24 protein-coding genes, 1 tRNA gene and 1 pseudogene are annotated in these 25651 nt (G+C 54.3%); 17 read left to right on the forward strand and 9 right to left on the reverse strand.

The genetic code is table 11. The annotated features are described in order from the left end of the window. The first annotated feature begins 38 nt into the window (after window positions 1-38). The 13 genes from acuI (at window position 39) to V7730_RS11445 (ending at window position 13112) form a co-directional block, all read left to right on the forward strand. A complete protein-coding gene (gene acuI, locus V7730_RS11385) occupies window positions 39-1025 on the forward strand; it encodes an acryloyl-CoA reductase (protein ID WP_335747711.1) in 987 nt (328 codons plus the stop codon). Beyond that, on the forward strand, window positions 1022-1519 hold the full coding sequence (locus V7730_RS11390) for a hypothetical protein (protein WP_335747712.1): 498 nt from the start codon (window positions 1022-1024) through the stop codon (window positions 1517-1519). The genes acuI and V7730_RS11390 overlap by 4 nt, the downstream gene beginning before the upstream one ends. Before the next feature lie 63 nt (window positions 1520-1582). Beyond that, a complete protein-coding gene (locus V7730_RS11395) occupies window positions 1583-2806 on the forward strand; it encodes an aminotransferase class V-fold PLP-dependent enzyme (RefSeq protein WP_335747713.1) in 1224 nt (407 codons plus the stop codon). 68 nt (window positions 2807-2874) lie between these two features. Beyond that, a complete protein-coding gene (locus V7730_RS11400; RefSeq protein WP_335747714.1) occupies window positions 2875-4299 on the forward strand; it encodes a cryptochrome/photolyase family protein in 1425 nt (474 codons plus the stop codon). A gap of 65 nt (window positions 4300-4364) precedes the next feature. Continuing rightward, window positions 4365-5573, forward strand: coding sequence for a cyclopropane-fatty-acyl-phospholipid synthase family protein (locus V7730_RS11405; RefSeq protein WP_335747715.1), 1209 nt, complete (start codon window positions 4365-4367; stop codon window positions 5571-5573). Window positions 5574-5603: 30 nt separating this feature from the next. Next, window positions 5604-6044: a TrgA family protein gene (locus V7730_RS11410; RefSeq protein WP_335747716.1), complete on the forward strand. Its 441-nt coding sequence runs from the start codon at window positions 5604-5606 to the stop codon at window positions 6042-6044. 3 nt (window positions 6045-6047) lie between these two features. Beyond that, window positions 6048-7151 (forward strand): NUDIX domain-containing protein, encoded by a 1104-nt coding sequence (locus V7730_RS11415; RefSeq protein WP_335747717.1) that lies wholly within the window; start codon window positions 6048-6050, stop codon window positions 7149-7151. A gap of 45 nt (window positions 7152-7196) precedes the next feature. Beyond that, complete coding sequence (locus V7730_RS11420) at window positions 7197-8231, forward strand: cysteine synthase A (protein WP_335747718.1); 1035 nt, start codon at window positions 7197-7199, stop codon at window positions 8229-8231. Continuing rightward, window positions 8228-10636, forward strand: a complete 2409-nt coding sequence (locus tag V7730_RS11425) for a DUF3772 domain-containing protein (RefSeq protein ID WP_335747719.1) — start codon at window positions 8228-8230, stop codon at window positions 10634-10636. The genes V7730_RS11420 and V7730_RS11425 overlap by 4 nt, the downstream gene beginning before the upstream one ends. Next, window positions 10633-11352, forward strand: coding sequence for an alanyl-tRNA editing protein (locus V7730_RS11430; protein WP_335747720.1), 720 nt, complete (start codon window positions 10633-10635; stop codon window positions 11350-11352). The genes V7730_RS11425 and V7730_RS11430 overlap by 4 nt, the downstream gene beginning before the upstream one ends. Before the next feature lie 69 nt (window positions 11353-11421). Further along, window positions 11422-11511 (forward strand) — tRNA-Ser (locus V7730_RS11435). Between the two features lie 331 nt (window positions 11512-11842). Next, window positions 11843-12028 (forward strand): hypothetical protein, encoded by a 186-nt coding sequence (locus V7730_RS11440; protein WP_335747721.1) that lies wholly within the window; start codon window positions 11843-11845, stop codon window positions 12026-12028. 646 nt (window positions 12029-12674) lie between these two features. Continuing rightward, complete coding sequence (locus V7730_RS11445; RefSeq protein WP_335747722.1) at window positions 12675-13112, forward strand: hypothetical protein; 438 nt, start codon at window positions 12675-12677, stop codon at window positions 13110-13112. A gap of 11 nt (window positions 13113-13123) precedes the next feature. Here the strand turns inward: V7730_RS11445 and V7730_RS11450 are convergent, their stop codons facing one another. Further along, the gene (locus V7730_RS11450; RefSeq protein ID WP_335747723.1) at window positions 13124-13270 is read right to left on the reverse strand and encodes a hypothetical protein; all 147 of its coding nucleotides are present in this window, start codon (window positions 13268-13270) and stop codon (window positions 13124-13126) included. A gap of 193 nt (window positions 13271-13463) precedes the next feature. Here V7730_RS11450 and V7730_RS11455 point away from each other — a divergent pair, with 193 nt between their 5' ends. Then, complete coding sequence (locus V7730_RS11455) at window positions 13464-13592, forward strand: hypothetical protein (protein WP_335747724.1); 129 nt, start codon at window positions 13464-13466, stop codon at window positions 13590-13592. Between the two features lie 34 nt (window positions 13593-13626). On the opposite strand, the gene V7730_RS11460 is transcribed toward V7730_RS11455, so the two are convergent. From V7730_RS11460 to V7730_RS11490, 7 genes are all read right to left on the reverse strand, one after another. Beyond that, the gene (locus tag V7730_RS11460; protein ID WP_335747725.1) at window positions 13627-14502 is read right to left on the reverse strand and encodes a hypothetical protein; all 876 of its coding nucleotides are present in this window, start codon (window positions 14500-14502) and stop codon (window positions 13627-13629) included. Then, on the reverse strand, window positions 14499-17636 hold the full coding sequence (locus V7730_RS11465; protein ID WP_335747726.1) for a type ISP restriction/modification enzyme: 3138 nt from the start codon (window positions 17634-17636) through the stop codon (window positions 14499-14501). The genes V7730_RS11460 and V7730_RS11465 overlap by 4 nt, the downstream gene beginning before the upstream one ends. Before the next feature lie 463 nt (window positions 17637-18099). Further along, window positions 18100-18285, reverse strand: coding sequence for a hypothetical protein (locus tag V7730_RS11470; protein WP_335747727.1), 186 nt, complete (start codon window positions 18283-18285; stop codon window positions 18100-18102). Window positions 18286-18917: 632 nt separating this feature from the next. Beyond that, the gene (locus V7730_RS11475) at window positions 18918-19346 is read right to left on the reverse strand and encodes a hypothetical protein (protein WP_335747728.1); all 429 of its coding nucleotides are present in this window, start codon (window positions 19344-19346) and stop codon (window positions 18918-18920) included. Between the two features lie 99 nt (window positions 19347-19445). Then, window positions 19446-19685, reverse strand: coding sequence for a helix-turn-helix transcriptional regulator (locus V7730_RS11480; RefSeq protein WP_335747729.1), 240 nt, complete (start codon window positions 19683-19685; stop codon window positions 19446-19448). 44 nt (window positions 19686-19729) lie between these two features. Next, window positions 19730-20368 carry a hypothetical protein gene (locus V7730_RS11485; RefSeq protein WP_335747730.1) on the reverse strand — a complete coding sequence of 213 codons (639 nt, stop codon included), beginning with the start codon at window positions 20366-20368 and terminating at the stop codon, window positions 19730-19732. Further along, complete coding sequence (locus V7730_RS11490; RefSeq protein ID WP_335747731.1) at window positions 20365-21546, reverse strand: tyrosine-type recombinase/integrase; 1182 nt, start codon at window positions 21544-21546, stop codon at window positions 20365-20367. The genes V7730_RS11485 and V7730_RS11490 overlap by 4 nt, the downstream gene beginning before the upstream one ends. A gap of 304 nt (window positions 21547-21850) precedes the next feature. On the opposite strand from V7730_RS11490, the gene V7730_RS11495 reads away from it, so the two are divergent. The 3 genes and pseudogenes from V7730_RS11495 (at window position 21851) to V7730_RS11505 (ending at window position 24103) form a co-directional block, all read left to right on the forward strand. Further along, window positions 21851-22534 carry a tyrosine-type recombinase/integrase gene (locus V7730_RS11495; RefSeq protein ID WP_335747732.1) on the forward strand — a complete coding sequence of 228 codons (684 nt, stop codon included), beginning with the start codon at window positions 21851-21853 and terminating at the stop codon, window positions 22532-22534. A 31-nt stretch (window positions 22535-22565) separates the two neighbouring features. After that, window positions 22566-23273, forward strand: a pseudogene (locus tag V7730_RS11500) (IS6 family transposase). A 155-nt stretch (window positions 23274-23428) separates the two neighbouring features. After that, a complete protein-coding gene (locus tag V7730_RS11505; RefSeq protein ID WP_335747733.1) occupies window positions 23429-24103 on the forward strand; it encodes a Crp/Fnr family transcriptional regulator in 675 nt (224 codons plus the stop codon). A gap of 530 nt (window positions 24104-24633) precedes the next feature. On the opposite strand, the gene V7730_RS11510 is transcribed toward V7730_RS11505, so the two are convergent. Continuing rightward, on the reverse strand, window positions 24634-25506 hold the full coding sequence (locus V7730_RS11510) for a hypothetical protein (RefSeq protein WP_335747734.1): 873 nt from the start codon (window positions 25504-25506) through the stop codon (window positions 24634-24636). Window positions 25507-25651 lie beyond the last annotated feature (145 nt).

The raw sequence follows: 25651 nt of genomic DNA on the forward strand, positions 1-25651 counted from the left end.
CCGAACGAATTGGGGAAAGCCCCCGGAAGGAGAGACATATGTTTAATGCAATGATCGTCAGCAAGGATGATGACGGAAATACATCTGCACAGATTACGCAGATTTCCGAGGATCAGTTGCCGCATGGCGAGGTGCTTGTCGCGGTCGAGTTTACGACCGTCAATTATAAAGACGGTTTGTGCATGAGCCCGGGTGGCGGCGGTCTTGTCCGAAACTATCCGCACGTACCGGGCATCGATTTTTCCGGCATGGTCGAAGAGTCATCCGATCCGCGCTATAAGGCCGGTGACAAAGTTGTGCTGACGGGCTGGCGCGTCGGCGAGGCCCACTGGGGCGGCTATGCGCAAAAGGCGCGTGTGAAGGCGGATTGGCTTGTGCCGCTTCCGGATGGCATTGATGCGCGTCAGGCCATGGCTGTCGGTACTGCGGGCTTGACGTCGATGCTGTCCGTGATGGCGCTTGAGGATCACGGTATCAAAGCTGGTCCGGTATTGGTTACCGGTGCTGCGGGGGGCGTAGGCTCGGTCGCGGTGGCGATTTTGGCCAACCTTGGCTACAAGGTCGCGGCAGTCACGGGGCGGCCTGAAACAGCGGATTACCTGACATCTTTGGGGGCGACGCAGATTGTTGCCCGCGAAGAGATCAACGAGACGGTCAAGCGTCCGTTGGAGGGCGAAACTTGGGGCGGTTGCGTAGACGCCGTGGGCGGCGCCATGCTGGCACGCGTGCTTGGACAGATGGAATACGGTGCTTCAGTGGCGTCTGTCGGTCTGGCTGGCGGTGCGGCATTGCCTGCAACTGTGATCCCGTTCTTGTTGCGCGGCGTGAATTTGCTGGGCATCGACAGTGTCATGCAGCCCTATGACAACCGCTTGCGCGCTTGGAAGCGGGTTGCGGCCGATCTGCCCATGGACAAGCTTGAAGCGATGGCAGTGCCGGCCAAGATGTCGGACCTGCCCAAGCTGACGGCTGATATCCTCAAGGGGCAGGTCAAGGGCCGCGTTGTGGTTGACGTTAACGCGTGACCATTGCGGAATGCCCTGTCCCGCATGGCGCGTTTCTAGCGCGCTATGTGGGGCAGGGTGCCACCTACACCGATTGCTTTATGATCGACCTTTCGCGCGACGTGACGCTGGAGGACTATCTCGGGGCCTTTTATACATCACCGCTTTTTCGGGCGGAGCGTGCAGTGCTGACGCTGTTGCTGCGCAGGTGGATCAAGGATAGTGAGCTTTCGCAGATGCTAAGCGGCGGGCGTGATAGCTTTGCTGCGTGGAATGTGGAGGCGCGGAGCAAAGACCAGATCCTGATGCGGGACTTTTCTGGGTCCACTCGGTCGTGGTTTTCCGCAGAGGTTAGCACCGATGGCACTAGGCTGAGCTTTGGTTCAGCTGTTATGGCCACCGAAGGAGTGAAGCTGCCGTTTGTTGCGCGGTTGGCTATGCCGCTGCACCGCATTTATGCAAAAGCCTTGTTGAGGGCGGCGCACCGGCGGCTTTCGCGTTGTACAAAGCACTGAAATATCTCGTGCTCCATGTGATTTTCGTTTGACGGCTGGGATCGCTTGAAACATCCTAGCCGCATGAAACTAGATACAGAATTTGTGCGCAGCCAGTTTCCAGCTTTTGCGGAACCTGTGTTGCAGGGGCAGGCGTTTTTCGAGAACGCTGGTGGTTCCTATACATGTGGCGCCGTGATTGACCGGCTCACCCGTTTTTATACCCAGCGCAAGGTGCAGCCCTATGCGCCTTATGCGGCAAGCACCCTTGGTGGTGAAGAAATGGACGAGGCGCGCAGCCGTATGGCCGCGATCCTTGGGGTTGACGGTGATGAGTTGTCGTTTGGGCCGTCCACCACTCAGAACACCTATGTTTTGGCGCAGGCGTTCGGGCAGATGATGGAGCCCGGCGAAGCAATTATTGTGACCAATCAGGATCATGAAGCCAACACCGGACCGTGGCGCAGGCTGGCCGATCGTGGCATCGAGGTGCGCGAATGGGGCATTGATCCTGAAACCGGCCATCTGAATCCGGAAGACCTTGAGGATTTGCTGGACGATAAGGTGCGGCTAGTGTGTTTTCCCCATTGCTCCAACGTTGTGGGAGAAATCAATCCGGTCACTGAAATTACGGCGCTGGCCCATGCCGCAGGTGCCTTTGTCTGTGTGGATGGGGTGTCCTATGCACCGCACGGGTTTGTTGATGTGGGTGCGCTAGGGCCGGATATTTACCTGTTCTCTGCATACAAAACCTATGGACCGCATCAGGGGTTGATGGTCATTCGTCGCGCTCTGGGAGAGCTGCTACCGAATCAGGGGCACTATTTTAACGCCGATACCCTATATAAGCGCTTCACACCTGCTGGGCCGGATCATGCCCAGATCGCGGCTTGTGCAGGTATGGCGGATTATATCAATGCGCTTTACGCCCATCACGGTGGCGGGAATACCAATGCCGTAGCGCGTGGGACAATGGTGCATGATCTGATGCGCAACCACGAGACACAGTTGCTTCAGCAGCTTCTGGATGCTGTCAAAGATCGCAATTCAGTACGTCTGATCGGACCTCAGGATGCACATCAGCGTGCACCGACCGTGGCGCTTGCGCTCAACCGGCCCGGATTGGATGTCGCCCGTGAACTGGCCGACAAAGGGATCATGACAGGCGGCGGCGATTTCTACGCTGTGCGCGTATTAAAGGCGATGGGCGTGGACGCGGAGAAGGGCGTTTTGCGGCTCAGTTTCACACATTATACCTCTCAAGCGGAAATAGATCAGCTTTTGAACGCTTTGGATGACGTTTTGTGAAACCTTTGCCTTGATCCTGTCGTGGTTGGCCTAAGTAGTTAACAGAAGCGAGATAAGGGCAAACACCGTTGAGCGAGACATCCCCCATCCTGATATGGCTCCGCCGCGATTTGCGGCTGAGCGATCATCCAGCTTTCCATGCCGCCTGTGCCACAGGTCGGCCGGTCATTCCGGTTTTCATTCTTGATCCTCTCTATGACACCCTAGGTGCTGCGCCGAAGTATCGGATGGGCCTTGGGTTAGAGCATTTCGGTGAAACGCTGGCCGAAAAGGGCAGCAGATTGATCCTTCGTCGGTCAGGTAGTGCGTTAGACGCGTTGCAAAAACTGATCGACGAGACGGGAGCAGGCGCGGTTTACTGGACGCGGCAATATGATCCTGACGCATTGGAACGTGACAGCGCAGTAAAGGCCACGCTCAAAGAAGATGGCATCGACGTGCGGTCATTCGGCGGGCATTTGATGTTTGAGCCGTGGACGGTCGAGACCAAGACTGGGGGGTACTATAAGGTCTACACGCCATTCTGGCGCTCGGTGAAGGACCGTGCGGTTGACGCGCCGCTGTCCGCCCCGTCGAATATCTCTACGCCAGAAAGCTGGCCTGCCTCCGATAATCTGGCAGACTGGCAGATGGGTGCTGCGATGGTTCGCGGCGCGGATGTACTGCGACCTTTCGTGCAATTGGGTGAGAAAGCCGCCCAATCGCGGCTTGGGGCGTTTCTGGCGCATAAAGTTGCTGACTATAATGCCAACCGCGATCTACCCTCTGTCGACGGGACATCTAACCTGAGCGAAAACCTCGCTTTAGGAGAGATCAGTCCGCACCAATGCTGGCATGCAGGTCAACGCGCGCTTCATGAAGGCAAGGTCGGGGCGGAGACGTTCCTCAAGGAACTGGTCTGGCGCGAGTTTGCCTATCATCTGATGCATCATACGCCGCGCATTTTAACCTCTAACTGGCGCGAAGAATGGACCGGCTTCAACTGGAATGAAGATGAGCGCCGCGCAGAGGTGAAGGCGTGGAAACAGGGGCGCACCGGAATTCCCTTTGTCGATGCAGCGATGCGTGAGATGTATGTAACGGGTCGGATGCACAATCGTGGCCGCATGATCGTGGCAAGTTACCTGACAAAGCACCTTTTATGTCATTGGAAGATAGGCCAAAAATGGTTTGAGGAGTGTCTGATTGACTGGGATCCGGCCGCCAACGCGATGGGGTGGCAGTGGTCAGCGGGCTCCGGCCCTGATGCTACGCCCTATTTCCGGGTGTTCAATCCGGTGAGCCAGCTCGACAAGTTTGACAAAAAGCACGCCTATCCTGATCGCTGGATCGCCGAGGGACGCAATGCACCGCACAAGGACGCTTTGGCCTATTTTGACGCGATGCCGGAGCATTGGAATATGTCGCCAGACGATGATTATCCGGAGCCGATTGTCGACGTAAGTGATGGCCGCAAGCGCGCCCTACATGCTTATGAAAGTAGGGGGTTTTAAGTGAATATAATTGCTGAAACATGCAAATTGGCTATAATAGACAAGTCGAAAAACAGGGACCTGACATGATTTTGACCACCGCCGAAGGCCATAAAGATCTGCCACGCTACTTTGCCCGCGTGCTTGGTATGGCTTCAGGCTTGCGTCATGGCCGCATTGATTTTTTACTCCCCGACGGCCGTCATTTTCGCGCAGAAGGGGCGAAGCCCGGACCGGTTGCCGAATTGCATGTGCATAACGATGACCTGTTTGCCCGACTGATCCGCGAGGGTGACCTGGGGTTTTGTGACGCCTACCTCGATGGCTGGTGGAGCACACCCGATTTGCAGGCCTTTATGGACTTCATTCATGCCGACAATGAAGAGCTTTATGACGGCTTTCCTGGCATGGGTTTGGTCCGCAGGTTCGAACAGCTTCGGTTTTGGCTGCAGCGTAATTCCAAAAAGCAAGCGCGTAAGAACATCTCCTATCACTATGATTTAGGTAATGATTTTTACAGTCTATGGCTGGATGAGACGATGAGTTATTCCAGCGCGATCTTCCGCGACCCGCAGCAAAGCATGGAAGCCGCGCAGACCGAGAAATACAAATCCATGGTTGACCAGATGGGCGTGCAGCCCGGTGACCATGTACTGGAAATCGGCTGTGGCTGGGGTGGTTTTGCGGAATACGCAGCAGCTGAGCGCGGCTTGCAGGTGACTTGCCTCACAATTAGCGAAGAGCAGTTTAAGTATGCTGTGAACCGCATTGAAGAAGCTGGTCTTTCTGAAAAAGTGACGTTTAAGCTGCAAGATTACCGCGATGAAAAAGGCGTCTTTGATGGCATCGCCAGCATTGAGATGTTCGAAGCCGTGGGAGAGCAATACTGGCCGGTTTATTTCGACACGGTGCGCAAGCGTCTCAAGCCCGGCAAAATGGCGACCTTCCAGATCATCACCGTCGCGGACCGCCGGTGGCAGGTCTACAAACGCGGCGTTGATTTCATCCAGAAATACATCTTTCCGGGTGGTATGCTGCCCAGCCCCTCCGCGTTGCGCCAACAGATCGAAACGGCAGGGCTTGCGGTAGAGAAATCTATCGAATTTGGCAAAAGCTATGACATCACGCTGCGCCGTTGGCATGAGACCTTTAATGAAAAGTGGGACGAAATCGCGGAAATGGGCTTTGATGAGCGGTTCAAACGCATGTGGAATTTTTACCTCACTTCCTGCGCTGCGACATTTGACAGTGGAAATTGTGATGTAACGCAGATTACGGTGCGCAAGCCGGGGTGATCCCGTCATAGGCACCAAAGGAAAATCGCAATGCCAACAGCTGCACGTCTCGTCGCGGGGATACTACTCGCTGTTCTGGGCTGGATCTTGTCTGACCTTATCCGTCCGTTGTTGCCTGATGGGACTGATTTCGGTTGGTTCAACTTCGTTAACGCATTCCTTGGATTATGTATCGGGTGGGTCGTGATGGGGCGCCGCGCTGGTCGCGGCGTTGTGTCGGCTATCAATAACGGTGTCACCGGCGTTGCGGTGCTGTTCATTTACGGGATTGCTGTGCATTCGTGCTATGAGATGTTTCGCCTCGCCTTGCTCAACCGCTACGATAGCCCGATGGAGGCGATTACAGCGATTTTCCTCATTGCCTCTGAATTTGGCCTGATGATCGCAACTTTCCCTGTCATCATCACGGCGACCATTGGCGCTTTGGTTGTCGGCCTGTTGACCGATTCTGCAGCAAAGAGATGGCGTTAAGGCATGGCCTCCCTCTTTTTTTACGGTAGCTTGCGGCACGCGCCGCTTCTCGAAACCGTGCTCGGTCGGTCGTTTGACGCTGATACTCTGCGCGCGACCACGTTAAGCGATCATTCCGTTTACGCTGTGGCGGATCAGCCTTTCCCTATGCTTGTTCCTGAGGCCGGCGGTCGCGCTGAGGGCCTTCTGGCAAGCGGTCTCACAGCTTCTGATGTTGCGCGCCTGAACTTTTATGAAGGCGGTTTTGCCTACGATTTGGTTGACGTTGTGCTGGAAAATGGCGAAGCGGCAGAGGTCTATTTATGCGCGCCAGACCAATGGCGGACAGAAGGGCTATGGGATTTTGAGGCTTGGGTTGATCGCTGGGCTGCGATGTCCTGCCATGCGGCGCGGGAGGTAATGCGATACCTGACCTCTCATACCCCCGAACAGGTCGCGGCCATGTTCCCGCAAATCCGCGCTCGCGCATGGTCCAGGGTGTTGGGCGCACGAACTCATGCGGGGCAGGGCGTGTTCGATGGCAAAGTTGAGATTAATAGGCAAGAGTGCGCCTATGTCGGTTTCTTTGCGATGCAAGAGGTGAGCCTGCGCCATAGCCGATTTGGCGGGGGCATGTCTCCCATGCTGGAACGGTCTTATTTGGTCGGGGGGGACGCCGCTTTGGTGCTGCCTTACGACCCCAAGCGGGACCGTGTGCTTCTGGTTGAGCAGATGCGCGTGGGTCCGTTGGGGCGTGGTGATCCAGAGATTTGGCATCTTGAGCCTATCGCAGGCCGTATTGATCCGGGCGAGAGCCCAGAACAGACCGCCCGGCGTGAAGCGCGCGAAGAGGCTAACCTTGAGATCGAGGCGCTTGAGACAGTGGCTCGCGGCTATTGCAGCCCCGGCGACTCGACCGGGTATTTTCACATTTTCGTTGGGCTAGCCGATCTGCCCGATGACGCTGCCGTTGTGAGTGGTCTGGAAAGTGAGGCGGAAGATATCCGATCTCGCCTTATTTCCTATACGGATTTCATCGACATGGCCGAACAGCAGGCAATTGCAAACACACCGCTGGCGCTGTTGGCCTATTGGTTGGTGCATCACCGATGCAGGTTGAGGTCCTGACGCGGCAGGGGTAGATGTAGGGGGCATAAAAAACGAGGTGCCCCGATGCAAGTAGCGCGCGATCTGGAACAAGCTGTGGGCAATACGCCCCTCATCAAATTGCGCCGTGCGAGTGCGGAAACGGGTTGTGAGATTTACGGCAAGGCCGAGTTCATGAACCCGGGCCAGTCGGTAAAAGACCGTGCCGCGCTGTTCATTATCCGTGATGCCATTGCCCGCGGCGATCTCAAGCCTGGCGGCACCATCGTCGAAGGTACTGCAGGCAACACAGGCATTGGTCTGGCGTTGGTAGGGGCCTCTATGGGGTTCAAATCCGTGATCGTTATTCCGGAAACCCAGTCCGAAGAGAAAAAGCAGATGCTCCGCCTTGCGGGTGCAGAACTGGTACAGGTGCCGGCTGCCCCTTATCGCAATCCCAACAATTTTATCCGCTATTCAGAGCGGTTGGCAAATGCATTGGCCCGCACCAGCAAGGAAGGCGTGATTTGGGCAAACCAGTTTGACAACCTGGCGAACCGTCAGTCCCACATCGAAACCACAGGCCCTGAGATTTGGGCACAAACCGATGGTAAGATCGACGGCTTTATCTGTGCTGTTGGTTCTGGCGGTACACTTGTTGGGACGGCGATGGCGTTGCAGCCCAAAGGCGTGAAGATCGGTATTGCTGATCCGGATGGTGCTGCGCTTTACAACTATTACACCCGTGGTGTGCTTGAGATGGAAGGCGGATCAATCGCCGAAGGCATCGGGCAGGTCCGCATCACCCGCAACCTTGAAGGGTTCACCCCTGATTTTGCGTATAATATTCCGGATGCAGAAGCGCTGCCGTTGGTGTTTGATATGCTTGAGCATGAGGGTCTGTGCCTTGGTGCATCCTCTGGCGTTAACGTGGCCGGTGCAATGCGCATGGCGCGTGAAATGGGGCCGGGGCACACGATTGTGACGATCCTGTGCGACTATGGCACGCGCTACCAGGCCAAGCTGTTCAACCCGACCTTCCTGCGCGAAAAGGGTCTGCCTTTCCCCGCATGGCTGGACCGTGAACCAGCCGAAATTCCAGCGGTTTTCGAAGACGTATGATCAGCGCGTTCAAAGGCGGCCTCATCCGGTTTGTCGGTCTTCTCGGGCTGTTGGTACTATGTGCCGGTGCCGTTCTGGCGCAGGATCTGCCCGGTATCGACATGTCGCAGTGGCAGGATCTGGCGCAGCGCGCCGAAAAGTCGGTGGACGAGGCTGATACAGCGGACGAAACGCTGGAAGCCTTGCGAGGCGAGATTGCCAAATATCGCGAGCAATTTAATGAGGCACGCAGCGTCAACGCCGCGCGGATCACCAGCTTGCGCGATCAGCTCGCATTATTGGGCGGGCAGCCGACCGATGCTGAAGAGGTGCTGGAAGCGGCTGAAGTTGTCGCCAAGCGCAAGGAGCTGGAAGAGCAGCTTGCCGTATTGATGGGGCCGGTACAGGTGGCAGACAGTGCCTATGCCCGTGCTGATGGCCTTGTTGGCGAGATCGACGCAATTTTGCGCAACCGGCAAACCGAAGCTTTGCTGGAGGTCGTTGAATCTCCGCTCATCCCGACGCACTGGCCAGTGGCAGTTGAAGCCCTAAACGGTGCGATATCCAAGCTGTGGAGTGCGCCGGCGGAAGACGAGCTTGCTGCGCGCCGTGCCGAGTTGATGCGCAACCTGCCGGTCATTCTGCTTGCCTCGGTAGCGGGCTTGATCCTCATTTTGCGTGGCCGCCGCTGGTCTACAAAGATCGTTACCCGGTTCAGCCGTGTTGGCGGACGCAGATTAAGTGTTTGGCGGTTCGTCTTTTCGCTTTTACGGATCGTATTCCCGCTGATCGGCCTGTCACTGCTTGCATTCGCCGCGCTTACGACAGGGTATCTGGGCGAGCGCGGCGACCAACTGGTGTTGTTGATTCCGTTTCTGGGTGGTCTCATGCTTGGCTTTCGCTGGGTGGCCGAACAGATATTTGCCCGCGAGGACGACGAAGCACTGCTGGAGCTAGATCAAAGAGACCGCAGCGAAGCGCGCTTTCTTGTGAGTGGCATCACGCTGCTGATTATCATCAACATGCTGTTGTTGCGCATCTTATCTCTTGATGACGGAAGCAGCCTTTCCAAAACCGTTGTGAGCTTTCCGTTCACGGTTCTAATGTCCTACGCGGTCTACCGGATCGGCCGCTTGCTGCGCCACTCCGGCGCCGAAGCGGTAGAGCAGGAGGATGAGGAGCTGACCCGCGCCAGCACGCTGGGACGGCTTGTGCGCAGCTTGGGTACCGCGACTATTTGTGTGGCGATCATGGCGCCGGTGTTGCAGGCGGCGGGCTATTACAACGCCAGCGCTTTTGTACTTCACCCGACGGTTCTGACGCTGGTGATCCTTGGTTTGGTGCTTGCCCTTCAGCGGTTCAGTGCGGACGTCTACGGCGCTATCACAGGGCTGGGCGTGCAGGCGCGTGATGCCCTGATGCCAGTATTCTTTGGCATGCTCTTGCTGCTTTTGGCATTGCCCGCGCTGGCGCTCGCGTGGGGCGCGCGGGTGGCTGACCTGACCGAGATTTGGGCTGTCTTCCGGCGTGGATTTTCTATCGGTGAATCCCGTATCTCGCCCACAGATTTTCTGACCTTTGCGCTGATTTTTACTTTTGGCTACCTTGCTACGCGGCTTGCCCAAGGGGCGCTCAAGACAAACGTCTTGCCCAAAACGCGGATCGACAAGGGCGGTCAGAACGCCATCGTTTCGGGCCTGGGCTATGTGGGTATTTTCCTTGCGGCGCTAGCAGCGATTACGGGTGCGGGCATTGATCTAAGCTCGTTCGCTATTGTCGCTGGTGCGCTTTCTGTGGGTATCGGTTTTGGTTTGCAGAACATCGTGTCGAACTTTGTTTCCGGTATCATTCTTCTGATCGAGCGTCCTATTTCTGAAGGTGACTGGATTGAGGTGACAGGTGGGCAGATGGGTTTTGTCCGCGACATTTCCGTGCGCTCAACCCGTATCGAGACATTCGACAAGACGGATGTGATCGTGCCCAACGCCGATCTGGTGAGCGGCACAGTGATCAATTACACGCGCGGTAATACGTTAGGCCGTGTGATTATCCCTATTGGCGTGGCGTATGGTACGGATACAAAAAAGGTTGAAAAGATCCTGTTGGAGATCGCCAACGCCCAACCCATGGCGCTGGCCAATCCTGCGGTACAGGTCTTGTTTTTGAACTTTGGCGCTTCCTCAATGGATTTCGAGATCCGCATCTTCTTGCGTGACGTCACATGGCTCAATATCGTTAAAAACGATGTGAACCACGAGATCGCCAGACGCTTTGCCGAAGAAGGGATCGAGATACCCTTCGCCCAGCAAGACATCTGGTTGCGCAATCCCGAAGCATTTCAGCCAGCCAAACCGAAGCGCAAAGCTTCCTCTTCTGCAAAAGCGGCACCTGCTGCAGAAGCACCAGAAAAAGATGATGACCAATGACTATAAAGCTGTTCCTTGAAGATCCTTACCAACGGGATGCAACAGCAACGGTGGTGGCCCATACCGCCGAGGGCGGCATCGTGCTTGATGCGACTGTGTTCTATACGAAGGGAGGCGGTCAGCCCGGCGATAGTGGTGTTCTAAGCTGGCAGGGCAACCGCCTTGCGATTGCGACGGCCGTGAAGGGCGAGGGGGATCAGATCGTGCTGGTCCCGTCCGAGCCTTTGTCGCTGCCGCCTGTTGGTGCTCAAGTGATGCAACAGCTTGATTGGGACCGCAGGCATAGACACATGCGGGTGCACACGGCGTTGCATCTGCTGTCTGTAGCGGTGCCATTCGGGGTGACGGGCGGCGCCATCTCGGCCACGCACGGACGGCTTGATTTCGATATGCCCGATGCGCCAGAGGATCGGCAGGCGATTGAGGAAACCCTTAACGACTTTGTTGAGCGCGACGCGCGCGTCAGTGAAGGCTGGATTGCCGAGGCCGAGCTTGAGGCTGCACCCCAACTGGTCAAGACAATGGCCGTAAAGCCGCCGCGTGGATCGGGGGATATTAGACTGGTGCGCATCGGCGAAGAGACCGATTGGATTGATCTGCAACCTTGCGGCGGGACCCATGTTGCGCGCACGGGTGAGATCGGCGCATTGCGCCTTGGAAAGATCGAAAAGAAGGGCAAGATGAACCGCCGGATTTATCTTCATCTCGATAGCTGATGATTTCCCGCGTTTTGGTCCACTTTCGGGCTTGCACATACGCGCACTCCCTTGCTAAGGACCTCCAACGGACAGGTGGCCGAGTGGTCGAAGGCGCACGCCTGGAAAGTGTGTAGGCGGGAGACCGTCTCCAGGGTTCGAATCCCTGTCTGTCCGCCAAATCTATCAGCCAATACCTTGTATTTGTTGGTGAAATATGGTTTTTCTAAATCCATCCCACCAATTTTCCCGCCATTTACTCCGAGCGTGACTGACTTTTCTTCTTCCCGCCCAACTTCATGGGCTCAATCTCGAAGGACGAAAAATAAAAGTCGAACAATTTTACGAAGCAATCCGGAACCTCACCCTTTCTGCCCGCGCGAAGGTTCATGCGCTGATTGCATCGCAAGCCGCACCGGTAGGCCGACACGTTCAATGGCTGGTCGAATGGCATGCGGCGCGGGATGCAGCATGTGATGCACCGGACAATGGCGACGAAGAAAAGACCTTGATGGACACGGAGCATGGCCTGAGCGTTCTTCTTGCTTCTACACCGGCCACGTCAACGGCTGACATGATCGCACAGATTGAGTGGTTCAAAGAGGATCTTGGGGGGTACGTGCTGGGCAATGCGTCACCCGCGCATGACACCATCTTTGATACCATTTCCCAGAGTGCGCAGAACATCGGCGCTTAGACGTCGCAGCATCGAGATAAATAAGGTGCGGCTGGTCTATGTGATCGGCCGCGGAATTTCCACAATTCAAGTGCTGGCCTGCCCCTCATAGCCATAGAACGCGGGGGAACGGGAGGGTGTAGGGGGGGCGATCCCGGAGGGGGGTGGGGGTAAAACGCGCGGCGTCAGATCCTGTAGTCGTCTCCCTCTCGCGCGGCATTCAAAATTTTTCAATTACAAATAGTTGTGGTTCCGTAAGTGTTGCAGATCGTTGTTATACTAGGCTCGAAAGCCCGAGCCTTCACCGCTTCTAGGCGCTGTCGTGCACTATCTATCTCGCGCGCGATGCACTCGGCCATTTTGTCCGTATTAGGCTTAAAGCCATAGCCCCCACAGATACTTTGAAAATGTGCCACACGCTCAGACCGAGAGGCACTGCTAAACCATGCAAGGCTTCCCTGTTGGGCGGGGCCGCAGCCAAGTAGCAATAGTGCGGAAAATATCAGTGCGCGCATTTTGTCTTACCTACCAAGCACAATCTATAATCAATATGTACTTAGCCAACAAAAACCACAACTTGCGTTTTCAATGCATTTGCCCTCACGGATCCAAAGGGCACAATACCTCTATGTCAGAGCTTTCCATAATCCCGCCTCGCCCCCTACGTATGCGCACTGCGCTGCGCCATGCAATTAATTTGAGGGTTAAACAAGGAATGACGATAGCGGCCGCCTGCGCAGAAGCGGGAATGAGCCCCCAAGGCTATCACAAAGCCATGAAGCGGCCTGAGGTGCGCGACTACCTCCAAACAGTACAGCTTGAATTCATCGCCAGCATCGAGGCCGACAAGGCGGTGTATAAGGCCCGAGCATTCGAGGTTGGCATGGACCTGATGCTCAATTCAAAGAGCGAGGCTGTAAGGGCAAGGATGGTGGAATTCTTCGCCAGCGATGGGAAGGTTTCTGCGGTATCCGTTCACATCGACGCACGGCAGAGCCATGGTTACGAGTATGTACGCCCAGGGCAGCAAGTCGTAGAGATCCGGCCCATTGATGGTGAGGCTGAAGCACTCCCCAATCTGGAGACCAAAGCGGGATTAGATTAACTGCGTCTTGATTAGGGTCTGCTGGCCTGCTGCCGTGCCTTCCGATGCTTTAGCAAAAGCCGCGCTCCCGCCAGCGCCCGCTCCCAGTTCTCCGGTGGCAGTCCGGGATCGGCCAGTGTCTCCTCCAGCCGCTCGACCTGTTTCTCGGATCTTGTCAACTGCATCCTGGATCGGTTCAAAGACGCGATGGAGAAAACGGGGCGCGCGCGTCGTGTCGGTCTCGGACACCGCGCACTTCTGGGCCGGGATTCAAGTCATCGAGTCCGGCGCGCTGCCGAGCGGCCAGATCGTGATGGCCTACTCGGACCGGACAATGAAAATCATCGACCTAGACGCAGAGGAGCAAAACTGATGGGACTTGCAGACGGACAAGCCTGGGAGCGGGACTTCCCGTTCGACCCAGAGCAACGGCGGATCGACCGCGAGGCAGCGGCGTTTGAAGAAGCGCAGGAGCGCAAGGGGACAAGGGGGCAAATGTGAGCGCGCAGTACTCTAGGGGTCACAGAACGTGTCGCTACCCGGCTCTCTGCTGTCTGGCCCGTTCTATGAGATTGCGCAACAAATCTGTGTGGTCCTTCAAATCCTTGTCGGTAATCCGAATGCGGTAGTTTGACCAGCGCGTGCTGTATTCGAGCGTTTCAACACCAGCCTGTTCAAGCATGGCGTCTACCTCGTCCGAGCGCGCGATTTTCGGCTCTACAAGGACAGAAGTTTTCTGAGGGCGGAAAGTGACATAGTTGCTGGCGCGCCCTTCTTTGATAAGCCCTACATAGAACTTGTTATATTTGAGTTCGCTCTCTGGGTCGCCCTCCTTGACTAAGGCAAAGATGCGGTCCATCAGCGCGACCGTTTTGCTGCTGCCCTTATCATTTTCCCAGTAAGCACGGTCAGTGGGTGCGCTAATGGCGTCCTCGTCTTCGTCCACAAGGCCGCGCTGCATCTCGTCCAGCACCTTGGTAAATACCAGTGTTACATGCTCCCCCACCTCAAAGGCTTGCATCTGCATGGCGATGATTGGAAAAGAGCCGTTGAATAAGGACACCACGTTCAGAAAGCGGCTGGTGATATTCTCAGCCAATAGTACGGCGCAATGCTCATATTGGGGGTATCGTTTCCGCTCAATGTCCCAGTATTCGATGGTACGGATGATATGCGTTTCGTCCGTTGCGCCAAGTTGTAGCTCAACCTCATAACGTTTGTAGGTTTCTGGGTCTTGGAGCAGGAGGTCAAGTCGTCCAGCGCGGTTCTGGATGCGCTCGCGGTCGCGTAGAACCAGCTTGCCTAGTCCAAGGATTGAAGGGTCTTCAGCAATGATGTCCTGCACCCAGTTTTCGGAATAGATAGGGTGGTTTTTGAGGGAGATGCGTTTGGGGCGGGTAAAGGCGGTCAAGCTTCGAACTCCATCTCAATCGTTTGCATGATGCGGTCAGTCTCAGACAGGATTTTGAGGATGCTTTGGTAGTGCTTCACATCGTCAAAGCTGAGCGCGCGACCTCTGCGGTCTTTGAGCCATTTTTGCGCGGGCTGATAGCCACCGATGTAGAACTCCCATGAGACTGGCGGGATATCTTCAAAATACTGTGTTTCGTTGATCCAGACACGACCGTCTTTGAGTTCGGGCTTGTCTACCATTCCTTCCCCTTCACCTTTGAAGGGGAAGGGCGCTTTGCCCACGGCGGCGGGGTCCATCAGGTGCAGTTTGCGTAAGGCGCTGCCTTTTTCCGAGATATCCCAGAACGCGTCTGGCCTGGCGGGCCACGGGATGCGGGGGAAGTCGATTTTCAGGAACTCGGCATAGGTCTCGCGGTAGGCTGGGCAGTGGAGCACGCCATAGATGTAATCGAAGGTCTGGATTTCGTCGGGAATGCCGTGGGTCGGATGCTTGGCCTTGGCTTGGAGTTGTTTCCAGAGTTTAGGGTCAAAGTTGACGCGGCGGGTTTGGTCTAAGTCTTGTTCGTCGGGGTATAGATAGAGGGGGAAGAAATACGTTTGATCGTAACGTGACCCTGTCTTGTTTGAGATTATCGTCTCCGACACGAGCGGCGAATATTCGTCGGCTGTCATTCGGGGGGACAAAAGTGCAATATTTTTCCCATCATTAAAGTGAGCTAACACTTCCTGCCTTGGCCAATCAACGATATCGGGGTCATAGCAAATCCATCGATTGTCCAAGGGCCGATATTGAATCGGCTGGATTGCTGCAAGAACATCTTTTTGTTGCAGTATTTCCCTTTTTTCGTCTAGCTTCCATCCGCGACTATCACCCTTAAGGTACTTACCCGCTTTTTTGCTGCCAAAAAATTCTGCTCGGGTCTGCGACACAGTTCTAGACGCGTCTAGAAACCTCTGCAGACGGCGCTCCAATTCTGATTTGCTGGTATCAACGACGAGTTCGTCTCTGGCAGATATTATGCCTGTACAATGGCTTGCCGCAAATTCTTGGAGTGAAAAGCCTGTGTCGTAATTTTCGAGCACTGACAAATTCACATCATAAAACATAAAATAAGGAGCAGCGGGTGAAAGTTCTAGGCTGTCATCCGTACCTATTTTGGCAACTTGTAACTCCGCATATTTTCCAGCGCGGTTCCCCCAAAGCTCTTTATGAAAAACTCGTGCATTCCCGGGAGCACTATTAGCCAATTTCACACCGAGAATGATTGAAACACCCTGCCGAATATCAAAGACATTCTTGTCAGGCTTTCCCTCTGGAGTGACTTCCTTTTTGTTCGCATTGCCATGGAGATCAAGCACATAAATCTTGTCAAACGTCTGCATCAGGTGCCAACGCATCCCTCGAAAAGTAGGGTTGTCCAGATAACCGTGGTTTGTGATGAAACCGAGCACGCCTTCGCCGTTCTTTTCAATCAGGTTTTCTGACATGCGGATGAATTTCACATAGTCGTCATTCAGCCAATGTTTTCGCTCACCAAAATGCACCCCATCCACATACTTGTAGTCATCTATGAGGCCAGTAATCCATGCTCCTTTGTTGGTGGAAATCCCAGAATAGGGCGGGTTCCCAACGATGCACATAATCGGCATGTCTCGCTTTACCGTATTCGCCTCTTTCACCTCGTTGGAGAGCCACTGAGCAAAGGGCAGAGTCTGGTTCGCAGGTTCCCCCTCCTCCAGCGAGTTGGTGAGGTACACCCCAAGGCGGGGCGGGGTGCCTGTGGGTTTGTAGCCCAACTCTGTCAGCATCATGTCCAGCTTCATATGGCACATGGCATAGGACGCCATGAGCAGCTCGAACCCGTGCAAACGCGGTATCAGGTCTTTCTCGATATAGGGGGACCACATGCCCTCGGCCACGTCTTTGACTTTTGGCGCAATCTGTTTAATCACCTCGGCCAGAAACGTGCCTGTGCCTGTGGCGGGGTCCAGCACTTGAACGCGGTGGACCTCCTTTTTGATCATCACAGGCTTGCCCTTTTTATCGGTTTGGCCTGTGTCCCAAGGGATTGTCACCTTTGACGTATCGGCAAGCCCATCAGGCAAGCCAAATTCAGTTTGCAGCACATCGTCCACCGCGCGCACGATGAAATTGACTACGGGTTCGGGCGTGTACCAAACCCCGCGCGCCTTACGCTTGGCGGGGTTGTAGGCGGCAAGGAACGTCTCATAAAAGTGCAGGAAGGGGTCATTCTGGCCTGTGAGCTTGCCAAAGTTCTCCATCAGCTTGGCAACATCGGCGGCGCGGAACACGCGGGCCAAATCGTCAATGATCCACTTTATTCGCTCGTCCAGATCATGCCCAGCGATGTAGCCAAAGAGGGAACGCAAAAAAGGGTTGGATTTGGGCAATAGCTCCAACGCCTCTTGGCGGTCAAAGGTGTCTAGCGTCTGGTCATGCAAGCGCGCGGCGAACATGCCGTAGGCGATAGTTTCCGCATAGATATCCGCAAAGTCAGTTGCCGTAATATCGTGGATCAGGTGTTCCTTGAAAGCGCGGTATTGCCCTGCCAGTTCGGTTTGCAGGTTCTCGTCCTCTTTGAGTGCGTTTTGCAGAACGTCCTTAATCAGGACAGCTTTGCCCGCCATACGCTCCGCAAGGTTCTTCGGAGATGTAATCGTCTGTGGGCGCTGGGCGATGTAGTTGCGTAGGAGGTTTTCGAGTTCTTCGTACTTGTCTGGGCTTGGCTGTATACCCATTACCTTGTCAGCGATGGTGACAGAGGCGTAAAGCTCTCCATCGCGGTAGAAATCCCAATCCAGACAGTTGGTGTAGATCAGGTTCGACAGCGCCTTGCGGTAGCGGTTTTGTTGATCCTTGTTGGCGTCCTTCATGCCGCGCAAGCCGATGTGCAAGTCCTTGGCCTCAACATGGCCGATAACGATATCGCCTTGATTGATGATAAAATCAGGTGCGCCACATTTTACGCGCTTCGGTTCATTCAGGGCGGTTGTGTTCTCGTCTAGACCAGAGAAGAGGAACTCGATTGCAGAACGGTAGGAGTGTTCAGTCGCTTCCCCAGTCGCGTGGATAGCCTGAACCTTTGCCATGAAGTCGCTGATAAGTGCCATGTAGATTCCCCGAAAATATATTCTGATAGAACCCGTTAGAAGGCTTAGGCACAACCCCTCGTTGATCATTCATAGAAATAGATCTCGCGTTCCGCTGGGTTGAGAAGGTGTGCAAATTTGCTGAGAAACAGTTGGTTTGCTAAGTTCTCGCACCACTGTATCTCGAACCGTTTGCGGTCGTAGGTGCGTTGCCACATGCCTTTGGGTTTGAGGGCGATTAAATGCGCAGTACCTGGCTCTCCGCCCAGCGCCGTGCGTAGTTTGTTGGCACGGCGCAAAATGCGGTCGTAGCGGGCCTCAGATTGGCTGGAATAGGCGATGTTGTAGCAATGGCGGCAAAGGAAGTAGCGCCCACCCGCAAACAGCTTGCCAACGCGCCGCCCACAATGTCTGCCATTGATAACGCCGGGGCAGGGGGACGTAATCTTCGGACGTAATCTTCGGGGGTGTCGCCATTGTTCTGCTAAGCCAGAAGTTGCGCAAACACGTACAGCGCACCGGCACCGAACGTAAAGACGGCTGCAGCAGTTAGAAAATGGTGCATACCATCACGGACCTTGTATTTTTCGGAGCCGAAATTTGCTCCCAAAACCACCAATGCAGCGATAGCGCCAAATGTGGCGAACACTTCCACGATCGAAGCAATCAAAATATGACCCTCCTTTCCGCACCCAAGCACAGCTTGCCGCGGCTGTCACGTCGAGAGGTGCTGTGAGGACTTGGGCTCCACTCTTGTGAGCCGACACTAACAGATGCCGCCCTGACGGCCCTCCTGCGGCCTGCATTGCGATCCTCGGGTCCCCTCGTCATGGTCCTTGCCGATATACCCGATGAAATGACAGGCGACCCCCTGCGCTTCCGTGACCTCGTCCGCCGCAAAGAACTGCAACCCGAGATCATAGGAGACGGTAAAGACCTATTCGACAGGAGATGGATCCATAGGAGCGCGCAACTCCCCCCTTGGGGCTGCAACAGAGCCTAGAAGGCGCCCACAGGCCATATTTGTCAGAACAGAATGCGACACCCTGTAACCACTGGTTAAAACGCGAAACTTTTTCGGACGCCTTAAAATAAGGACTTCGGCAAGGTTTCCGGTGCGAGGGAAGGTTGGGGGAGTGGAGTTTCTCACGGGCGGGAGGTTCCCGAAGGTCGCCGCTGTTTGATCCGGGGCACCGTGTAGCGCAGGTGTCTGCCGTTTCTCCTCTTGTTTCTAAGCAATCTTTGTTTTGGTACTGTCCTATCACCCGCCAGTGCCGGAGGCACTAACTCAATAACTGGATGCTACAGATCGTCTTGGTGATCTATGACCTCTCCAAATGAAACGACTTTTGCAGTCGAAGCGCCGTTCTTCGTAATTGTTCTTCTTAGCAACCCATCATTTCTGCGCACAGCTTTCAAAGGTTCAGCATCACTTTCTGAACCCATGTTTTGTTTGCTCAGCTTGGGCCATGTGACTTGTACACGAATGCCCGCGACTTTCCCATCAAGGTAAGCAGTGCTCTTCTTGAGAAAACCTAAATTAACGAGCTTTCTCATTCGTTTGTTGTATTTAGGTTCTGCCATTCCAAGGCGATCACGAACAGTCGGACCTTTTATGATGTAATTTGGCGCATGACTACTGAGCCAAGTTAATATTGCGATATCCTCGCCATCAAGCCGAACATCATCCCAAACATAATTGGGCACTTTTGTGTAGCCTTTGCGATGCATCGGTCATGCCCTTGATCGAAAGCGGGCAGGCAAGTAGAAATATCGCATCCACGCGATTTCCACGCCCCTGCCGCGCTTGTTATAGCCGGTGGGGGTTTCTTATGCTGAGGTCTGGATGTGCTTGCGCAGATCGCTTTCACGCCAGCGGACGCTCCGGCCAATTCTAACAGGCTGCGGGAGATCTCCGGTTTTAGTCAGGCGCCAGACTGAGGCAACCGAGATGGCGGCACGCTCTGCAACTTGTTTGACTGTCAAAAGCTGGTCGAAGGTATTCGCGTTGGGCTGGGTAGTATTCATATCGTATGCGCTCCAGTTATAAGGTGCGACAAGAAATGGCATACCTGCCCATCCATAACCTCAGAAAGAATATCTGGGCTTCCCTCTTAGTTCTTTACTGTGCCAGTGATCAGGGAAATGCCTTTTCCATTCGTAGCGCGCATCTGCATCATTTGATTAAACTCCCGATAGTCATCAGCTTTTAACCACGCAACAGCTTCGCGGCACGGCCTACGAAAGTTGTCTGGAAAATTCAAGAAATTGAAAACCTCAGCTACAGCTATAGCAAAATCTCCGGATGGTTCCCCGTCAACTTTGGCCCCTGAGCCTGGCATTTGACCGCGGCCTAGAACAAATATTCTGGCTAGGTGCTTGGCAATATCCAAACCGGCGATGCGGCGCGATGCCCCGGGTCCGCTCCAAATCAGATCCTTCTCAGTCTGAGCTAGAGCCGTCAGTTCAATCACTGCAAAAGCCACGTCAAACAGCGGATCTCGGCTCGTTTCCCAATCCTCGGCGCGCCTGGCGTGGTCGTTGATTAGAGCTAGAAGGTAAGGGGGGGTTGATTGAATAAGATCAGTAATTTTGCGTAAGTGCTTAGTACCTTCCTCCGCTTCCTTCTTATCTTTGAAATGCCTGTTTCCTCGCTCATTCGGCTCCCAAAACTGAAATGCAAGGCTGCGATCGTAAGCAAGTGCTTCCGTGTACCCGATCTCTTTAAGGATCTTTTCCAGTTCCGGCCTCATGCTCTGCGGAACTCCAGCACATCACCACTTTTACCGGTAGCATATCGGCCCCATGCGTCCATCAGGCTGCGCCGCCGTTCAAACAGGTCTGACCGGAAATAGGCGCCCTCTACGCCACCCACCTTGTGCGCCAGCGCAGCTTCGGCAAGCTGTCTGTCTTGGGCTTTTTCTGCGCACCAATCACGGAAAGAAGATCGAAACCCGTGTGCGGTCATGCCTTCGCGGTTCATGCGTTGGAAGAGGGGGCGGAAGGCATTAACGCTCAATGGCTTTCCCGTGAGGCTTTTACTACTGTTTGGAGAGGGAAACGGCAGGGCTGGATCCAGACCCTTCACCAGCTCGAGAATTGCCATTGCCTCGGCACTCAGGGGAACCCTGTGTTCTTCACCCGCTTTCATGCGGGCGGCCGGAATAGTCCATGTTGAGCCGTCTAGGTCAAACTCGGACCACGTTGCGGATCGTGCCTCACCACTACGCGCGGCGGTCAGAATTGCAAACCGGAGGCACAGCGCAGCGATGGCCTTGCGGTCTGACAGATCGTCCATGAAACTCGGTACTTCCTGCCAGCTGAGCGCTGAATGATGCTTCGGCTTGTGCTTGCCTTTTGGCAGGGCGCGCCGCAGCGCTCCATCCACGGGGTTCGGGGCCTCTCGACTGCCTTTCCCTATGGCGTGATCGAACACGGCCTCTAGGCGCTGTTTCAGCCGCTTGGCGGTGGGGTGCATATCTACCCAAATCGGGCTTAAGACTTCGAGCACGTCCTGACGTTGAATGTCGGCCACGCTGCGGCCGCCAATCTTAGGGAAGGCGTGATTGTTCAAGCTGGAAAGCCACTGGGCCCTATGCTTTTCATTACGGAAGGTTGGGGCCAGATCCTTGTGCAACTCTCTGGCGGCTTCCTCAAACGTAATTTGACAGTGGTCCCGTTTAACTCGTGGATCGCGTCCCGCTTTCGCTTCGGAGCGAAGCTGCTGCGAGGTAGTGCGAGCATCGGCCAGCGAAAGTGTATCGATGCTTCCTAAGCCAATCTCACGCCGCTTTGATTGACCTTTGATCGTGACACGGAGAAGCCAGCTTTTTGTGCCACCAGTTGCCACGTTCAAATACAGGCCAGCACCATCGCCATACATTCCGGGTTCTTTAAGCGACTGTACCTTCTTAGCGTTCAGCTTTGACATCTCGTCCCACCCTTTTTCCCACCAGTTCTTGTGAGATACTGTGCATACAGGTGCGATCCCTTGCAAGGGAAATAGAACTAACATACCATATTTATTGGAAGAAATGATTTGTCTTGATAACGAATGGTAAAGTGATGTGGCTGTCTGTCTGTCCGCCACCCCATCATTTCGTTCAGTTTGATCAGGTCGCCAAGGGCATCTTTTTTTGTTCTGTTGGGTTTGTGTGCTTTTGAGTTTTCCTTGAGTTTCTTTCGATGATGCCTATCTTCGTTCCTTGAGTGGTAGAGAATGTGGTATTTTTGAAATGGCCCTAACTGGCAAACTGACAAAGAAGCTGGTCGAGAACCTTGGCGCGGGGCGGCACGGGGATGGCAGCGGTCTTTATCTGGTGGTTGATCCATCGGGCGCGCGGCGCTGGATTGTTCGAGTGGTGGTAAAAGGCCAGAAAAACAAGAAGGGCGCGCCACTGTGGACCGACTTTGGTTTGGGCGGTGCTGACATTGTGACGCTGAACCAAGCGCGTGAACGGGCGCTGGAATATCGCCGGATGGCCAAGCAAGGGCTGAACCCGCGTTTCAATGCGCGCCAAGACGTGCCGACTTTTGAAGAAGTGGCGCAACAGGTCCATATCGACCGGATGCCGACTTGGACGAACGCCAAGCACGGCCAGCAATGGATCAACACGCTGCGCGACTACGCCTTTCCCATGATCGGGCGGATGCCGATTGATAGCGTTGATCAGCCGGAAGTGATGATGTGCCTTGCTCCTATCTGGACAGAAAAGCACGAAACGGCGAAACGGTTGGCACAACGGATTAAGACGGTGCTGGACGTGGCACGTTCAAAGGGTTTCTGGTCTGGCGAAAACCCAGTAACGGCGATCAAAGAGGCGGGATCACTCCCTAAGGTCAAAGCCAAAGTGAAACATCACAAGGCGATGGGGTGGCAAGATGTGCCAGCCTGGCACTGTCAGAGCAAAATAGGTTGAGGCGGGGAGGGTGAGCAATTAGCGTCGCGGGATGACAAAACACTCCCCCTTTCGCTACTTCAAGACGAGCCCAGAGATCATCCGTCTTGCCATCATGATGTATGTTCGGTTTCCGCTTTCGCTTAGGAACGTGGAAGATATTTTGCATGAACGCGGTATCGACATCAGCCACGAAACGGTTCGATTTTGGTGGAACTGATTTGGGCCGCTGTTTGCAGCTGAAATTCGCAGAAAAATGGTCAGCCAGATGTGCGCATATTCGAACTGGCAATGGCATCTGGACGAGGTATTCGTGAAGATTAACGGCGAGAGCCACTATCTTTGGCGGGCTGTGGATCACGAAGGGGAAGTCCTGGAAAGCTTTGTCACAAAGCGCCGTGATCGCAAGGCAGCGTTGAAATTCCTTAGGAAAACAATGAAACGTCATGGACGCGCACATATTGTTGTCACCGACAAGCTACGTTCCTACGGTGTGGCGCTGAAGGTCATCGGCAATGTGGACAAACAGGAAACCGGCCGTTGGCTCAACAATCGAGCCGAAAATTCACACCAGCCATTTGGACGAAGAGAGCGGGCCATGCTTCGCTTCAGGCGGATGCGAACCCTGCAGAAGTTCGTCGCCGTTCACGCCTCAGTCCACAACCATTTCAACGCGGAGCGGCACCTTTACAGGCGATCAAATTTCAAACTGAACCGCGCCGCCGCCCTTAGCGAGTGGCGTCAACTTTGTTCAGCATAGGTTCCGGCGTTTGGCGGCCCACTGAGACTGGTTCGCATTCGTCTGACACCACCCGACAGGACCCTTGATAGGGTTGTAAAACTGAGGCACCGTCCAAGATGAAGTATTTTACTTGAGAAATATCGACTAAGTTCGATGCGGTAAGGGGAGCCGATGTGAAGCAAACAGATTTACCAAAGGTTGGGTTTCTTTCCGGGGCGTCGACAGAGTTGCGGGAAATGCTCAGAGAGCAAGCCACCGAAATCTCATTGGAGGTCGGTGAAATCCTGTTTGAACAGGGCGACAAGGGCGGTGCCTTGTTTGCGGTCTCCGCAGGATCATTGGAAATCAGCGTGTTGGCACAAGATGGGCGCAAGCTTGGTCTGGCGGTTATGCGTACGGGCGCGTTATTCGGAGAAATTTCATTGTTCGATCCAGGTGACCGCACGGCCACAGCAACTGCGGTTGAACCTTCAACTGTGTTGCGAGTTGGAAATTCTGACGTGCTTGACCAGGTTCGGAAAAACCCCGAATTCGCTGTCGACATGATCCATTTGGCTGGTCAACGCTTACGATGGATGGGACAGCAAATTCATGAACAAGTGTTCTTATCGATGCCAACCCGATTGGCACGTAAAGTCTTGTACCTATCCCTTGAGCACGCAAATGGTCTAACTAAGCTCAATATGTCACAGGCGGAGTTGGCGGAATTTGTAGGGGCAACCCGCGAATCTGTCTCAAAAACTCTGGCCGAATGGAAACGTATTGGTTTGATTGAAGCCTCTAGAGGTGGCCTTGTGGTGTTGGATCGCTCCGCACTAACAGTGCTTGCCCAGCCGGATCAGATTTAAATCTATCTTGTGTAAGCTAGTTCACTGACATCGGAGCAAACTGGGTGCAACCTGTAGTCAGATGACTAAATAAATGGCCTACCAATCCCGAGTAACCCGAATAAAAGGACTGCTCCAATGACCCCGAAATACATCAGCGAGACGACATCCCACGCAAAAGATAAACTATTTGCCGCTGTAGCAACTTTCATTGGCTGGGCTGCAACCGCAGACAGCCAGTATCACGACACTCAATCCAGGATTGACGCGCAACGTAGCTATTTTGGAGTATTTCGGGCTTTGTAACAGCTTTGCCACGTTAAGTCGGATGGACGAAAAATGTCGACGTAATCCCTACGACACACAAAATTGACGTAATTTCGCAGTGATGTAGCTGAACCAGTTTTTCCTGAATCCTGTTACCGCCCGCCAGCGCCTGAAGCCATCGCCTTGATGGACCAAAAACGTCGGTCAGCGGACCTAATCAACATCGGAGCCGAAAAATTCTATCACGATGTGTGGCCTGATTTTTCGAGTTTTTTTGGAACGGTTTAGTCAGGCTTTGCCACATCCATTGCACCTGGAAATGGTCCAAGACAACTTGCGCGGTGAGAGACTTGAAAGACATGATTGTAAAGCTGTGCCACCCACTGCTTACCTTCCATCGTCTGCTCGAGATGAATGAGTGCTGGGCCGATCAATGGTTGCACTTGATGCCAGAAGAACTGTGGAAACTGTTCCATTAAATCCATCGGCGTCTCATATCCAAGTTTTTCCGCGAAACCGATTTCGACGAACTCGCAATATAACCCGCCGATCTTCCGATGGTAAAACGGGTCTGCGATCTGGCCGATTAGATCGGCAGCTCGCACCAAAGCAGGCTCGCTCGTTGTATCGGAATAGGCCAGATCAACGGGAACGGGAAACCGAGTGTATTCAATGGCGGCGGCTATCCTCTCTTCATCGATAAGGCTGGATTCTGCAAAGCGCTGACGAACATAAATTTTGCCGCGATCGATGTGATAGGGCGCGAGAAAAGCATCTGAAGCACCACGCGGCGGACTTATCTTGTCCCCGGCCGCATTTATGATGACCTCGGTGTCCGTGTCACCTTCACAGATGTTGCGTAAGTATCCGATGTCATGAACCAAAAGCGCTACGATGAAATGTAGCCAATCTTCCGGTTTGACAGCGCGGGTAACCAACTGACCACGAATGATTTGCTGACCGACGAGTGTCACCATCATCGTATGTTCGGCATTATGATAAAGAGCGTCCGAATTGCCCAAACGCTCAAGCAATATTCGAGCGCTACCACTTATGAATGCAGCGTATTCAGCCTTCCGTCCCGAGAAATACTGAAGGTAGGTCTGAGCGAGATGATCTCCAAATTCTGCTGCAACTACGGTAGTAGGATTGAACATAGCCAACTCGCATTTTAGGGAACTCAAACCTATTGTACCGTTTTTCCATTACCATGTCATCTCTCGGGCTCGAAGCCGACTGGCGGCAACATGAAGTGGTCCTGCTTTTTAGGACAGTTTTGCGGCTTGGCTAAGATGCATCTGG

It is taken from the genome of Sulfitobacter sp., assembly GCF_036961165.1.
Classification (GTDB): Bacteria; Pseudomonadota; Alphaproteobacteria; order Rhodobacterales; family Rhodobacteraceae; genus Sulfitobacter.